3 protein-coding genes are annotated in these 3,725 nt (G+C 73.6%); 1 reads left to right on the top strand and 2 read right to left on the bottom strand.

Translation table 11 applies throughout. From position 1 onward, the window contains the following. Positions 1 to 263, bottom strand: a 263-nt coding sequence (locus AB0C29_RS37985; protein ID WP_360831053.1) for a DUF6220 domain-containing protein, incomplete at its 3' end; no start/stop codon positions are given. A gap of 23 nt (positions 264 to 286) precedes the next feature. Then, entirely contained in the window at positions 287 to 2,464 is a 2,178-nt protein-coding gene (locus AB0C29_RS37980; RefSeq protein ID WP_360831050.1) for an MMPL family transporter, read from the bottom strand. A gap of 214 nt (positions 2,465 to 2,678) precedes the next feature. On the opposite strand from AB0C29_RS37980, the gene AB0C29_RS37975 reads away from it, so the two are divergent. Continuing rightward, positions 2,679 to 3,725, top strand: a 1,047-nt coding sequence (locus tag AB0C29_RS37975; protein WP_360831047.1) for a histidine kinase, incomplete at its 3' end; no start/stop codon positions are given.

Below are 3,725 nucleotides of genomic sequence, written 5' to 3'. Positions count from 1 at the left end.
GTGCCGACCTGCCGGGTGACCGTGGAACCGTCCAGATTGAGCCGGGTGGCGACGGCGGAGACGTTCTGCGGGCCGGCCCGGGCCAGCGCCGCGACGACGATGTTGAGCAGCACCGCCACCATGACGGCCAGGGCGCCGGCGCGGTGGGCCGTCCACGAGTCGGTGGTGGCCGGCCGGCTGAACCCGCCGACCCCGGCCAGGTAGAACTGGGTCAGCACGACGATCACGACGAGCGTGCTGCTGACGACGAAGACCTTGCGCATCTGGATCACTCCTGTCAGGACGGTCAGACGGTGGCGTCTTCACGGATGCCGGCCGGGGCCGGCGGGGCCGCGCGCGGTGCCCGGCGCCCGGGCATCCACCAGTTGGCGTTGCCGCACAGCTCCATCACCGCGGGGACGAGAACCATCCGGACGACGGTGGCGTCGATGAGCACCGCGACGGCCATGCCCAGGCCGATCTGCTTGACCGAGACGTCCGGGCCGAGCAGGGCGGTGGTGAAGACGGCGATCATGATGGCGGCCGCGGCCGTGATGACCTTCGCGGTCCGGGCCAGGCCCCGGGTCACGGCCCGGCGGGTGTCGCCGGTGCGCTCGTACTCCTCACGGATCCGGGAGATCAGGAAGACCTCGTAGTCCATCGACAGGCCGAACAGCAGCGGGAACATCATCATCGGGACCCAGGTGGTGATCGGCATGCCGGTCGGGAATCCGAGTGCGGTGCCCAGCCAGCCCCACTGCACGACCGCGACCAGGACGCCGTACGCGGCGCCGATGGACAGCAGGTTCATCACCGCGGCCTGCAGGGCGATCGTGACCGAGCGGACCAGCGCGATCAGCAGCAGCAGGGACAGCACGATGACCACGCCGATCATCAGCGGCAGGCGCGAGCTCACCTCCTCGGCGAAGTCGATGGTGGCCGCGTTCGGGCCGCCGATGTAGACCTCACCGCCGCCGGAGGCCCGGGGCAGGACGTCGTCGCGCAGCTCGTGCACCAGCTCGGTGGTGGCCTCGTCCTGGTATCCGGTCCGGGGGAAGGCCATGAAGGTGGCGGCCTGCCCGTCCTGGCTGACCCGCGGCGGCGTGGCGTACGCGATGCCGTCGGTCGCTCGGACCGCCGCGACGACGGGTGCCAGGTCGGTGTCCGGCGAGCCGATCCGGGTGGCGAAGATCAGGGGCGCGCCGTAGCCGGGGCCGAAGCCTGCGGAGATGATCTCGTACGAGGTGTAGCTGCTGCGGTCGTGCGGCTGGACGCTGGCGTCGGGCAGGCTGAGCCGCATCGACAACGCGGGCACCGCGAGCACCAGCAGCAGAGCGCCGGCCAGCAGCGCGGCGACGACCGGCCGCCGTTGCACCACACCGGCCCAGCGCTCGGCGAGAGCCCGGCGTTCCCGCGGCGGGACACCCCCGGCCCGGCGGGTGCGCAGCGTGCGGCGTGGCAGCCGCAGGGAGTTGATCTTGTGGCCGGTGAAGCCGAGGAACGCCGGCAGCAGGGTCACCGCGGCGACCATCGTCACCAGCACGGTCACCGAGGCGCCGATGGCCACGCCGGTCATCATCCGCTGTCCCATGGCGATCAGGCCCAGCAGCGCGATCAGCACAGTGGTGCCGGCGAACAGCACCGCGTGACCCGCGGTGGTGATGGCCTTGACCGTGGCGTGCTCGGGATCGTCGCCGTCGTGCAGGCTGTCCTTGTAGCGGGTCAGGATGAACAGCGCGTAGTCGATGCCGACGCCGAGGCCGATCAGCACGGCGACGAGCACGGTGAAGTCCGGCGCCGGCACCACGTGCCCCACGATCTTCAACAGGGCCACGCCGCCGATCACGGCCAGCAGCCCGGTGACGATCGGCAGGCCCATCGCGACCAGCGACCCGAACGCGATGAACAGGATCACCGCCGCCGCCAGCAGACCCACGCCCTCCGCCGGGCCCTGCGGCGGTGTCTCGGCCTTCTCCGCCGCCTCCCCGCCCAGCCCCAGCGTCAGGCCGTCCCCGGAGGCCGTCTTGACCGCGTCCACCAGCGGCACGATCTCGGCCTTGGGCAGTTCCCGGCCGGTCAGCGGGATGGTCGTGCGGGCGATCCGGCGATCCGGTGTCACCAGCGCCGGGTCCGCGTACGGCGAGACCACCGGCCCGGTGACCGTGGCGGCGTCCAGCTCGGCGAGGACCCGCTCGATCCGCTGCCGGGTGGCTGGGTCGTCGATCCCCCGGTCCGCCCGGACGGCCAGGGTGAGCGTGTCACCCTGCTGCTGCGGGAAGTGCCGCTCGATCAGCGCCTGGGCCTTGGCCGAGTCCGACCCACCCCCGGAGTACGCGTTGTCGGCGTCCGCGCCGAAGCCGAAGCCCAGGACCGACACGGCGAGCACCCCGAGGATCCAGGTCAGCACGACCAGGCGGCGGCGCCGGTGGCAGAAGCGGGCCAGCCGGGCCAGGGCGCCGTCCGCGGGTGGGGTCTCGGTGGGCATCGGCGCTCTCCTCGGGTTCGGCGGATGTCGCCTGATCCTTTCGCCGGGAGCAGCGCGGATCGTCCGGCAGCCGCAGACACTTCGTGGTGCCACCGATGCCGCAGCCGGCTGCCGCCAACGCAGCAGAAACGGCGCACGTACCGCGGCTGCGGTAGTCGTCCGCTCGTCCCCCGGCAGGACTCGCTCGCGGCGACTTTGCGGCTAGGGTGCGGCCATGAGCAGGAGACGGGCCGCAGTCACCGACTGGGCGATCGCCGTCGGCATCGCGGGGGCGCTGCTGACCGGCGGGCTGTCCGGCCGGCCGGCCACGGATCTCGGCCCGCTGGGCTACGTGCTGCTGGTCGCGGCCGGCCTGGCGCTGGCCGCGCGCCGGAAGGCTCCCGTGGCGGTGCTGGTCGTCACCGGGTTGTGCGCGGTGGGCTGGCAGGCGGCCGGGTTCGACGTGCCTGCCGTGGCGTACCTGTTCGCCGTGTACGCCGCCGTCCGGGCCGGACACCGCAGGCTCACGATCGTGGTGTCGGTGGCCATGCTGGCCGCGCTGCCGTTCGCGGCCCTGGTGTCGCTGCACGACCTGGGCGAGGCGTTCACCCGGGCCCGCAGCGCGCTGGAGCTGGCCTGGCTGATCGCGGCCGGCGCCGCCGGTGAGGCGCTCCGGCAGGCCGAGCGGCGGGCGGACGAGGCGGAACGCACCCGGGAGGAGAACGCGCGGCGCCGGGCCGACGAGGAACGGCTGCACATCGCGCGGGAGCTGCACGACTCGCTCACCCACCAGATCTCGGTGATCAAGGTGCAGGCCGAGGCCGCCGTGCACGTGGCCCGCAAGCGGGGCGAGGAGGTGCCGGAGTCGCTGCTGGCCATCCGCGAGGCCGGCCGGGAGGCGACCCGGGAGCTGCGGGCGACCCTGGAGGCGTTGCGCGATGACGGCACCACCCCGCCGCAGGGTGTCGGTCACGTCCCGGAGCTGGTGGAGCGGGCCCGGGCGTCCGGGCTGGACGCGACGCTGACGATCGAGGGAGCCCGGCAGGACGTGCCGGCGGCGGTGGACCGCACCGCGTACCGGATCGTGCAGGAGTCGCTCACCAACATCGCCCGGCATGCGGCCGCCGCGACCGCGTCGGTCCGGATCCACTACCGCCCGGACGGCCTGGCGATCCAGGTCGACGACGACGGCCGGGCCACGCCGGGCAGCGCCCCGACGCCCGGGGTCGGGCTGCTCGGGATGCGCGAGCGGGTCACCGCCCTGGGCGGGCGCCTGCGCGCG

Origin of the sequence: Actinoplanes sp. NPDC048791, assembly GCF_040650095.1 — a bacterium.
In the GTDB taxonomy this organism is placed as follows: domain Bacteria; phylum Actinomycetota; class Actinomycetes; order Mycobacteriales; family Micromonosporaceae; genus Actinoplanes.
Note: the sequence above shows the minus strand (reverse complement) of the source record. Positions and strands in the feature narration are given on the sequence as shown.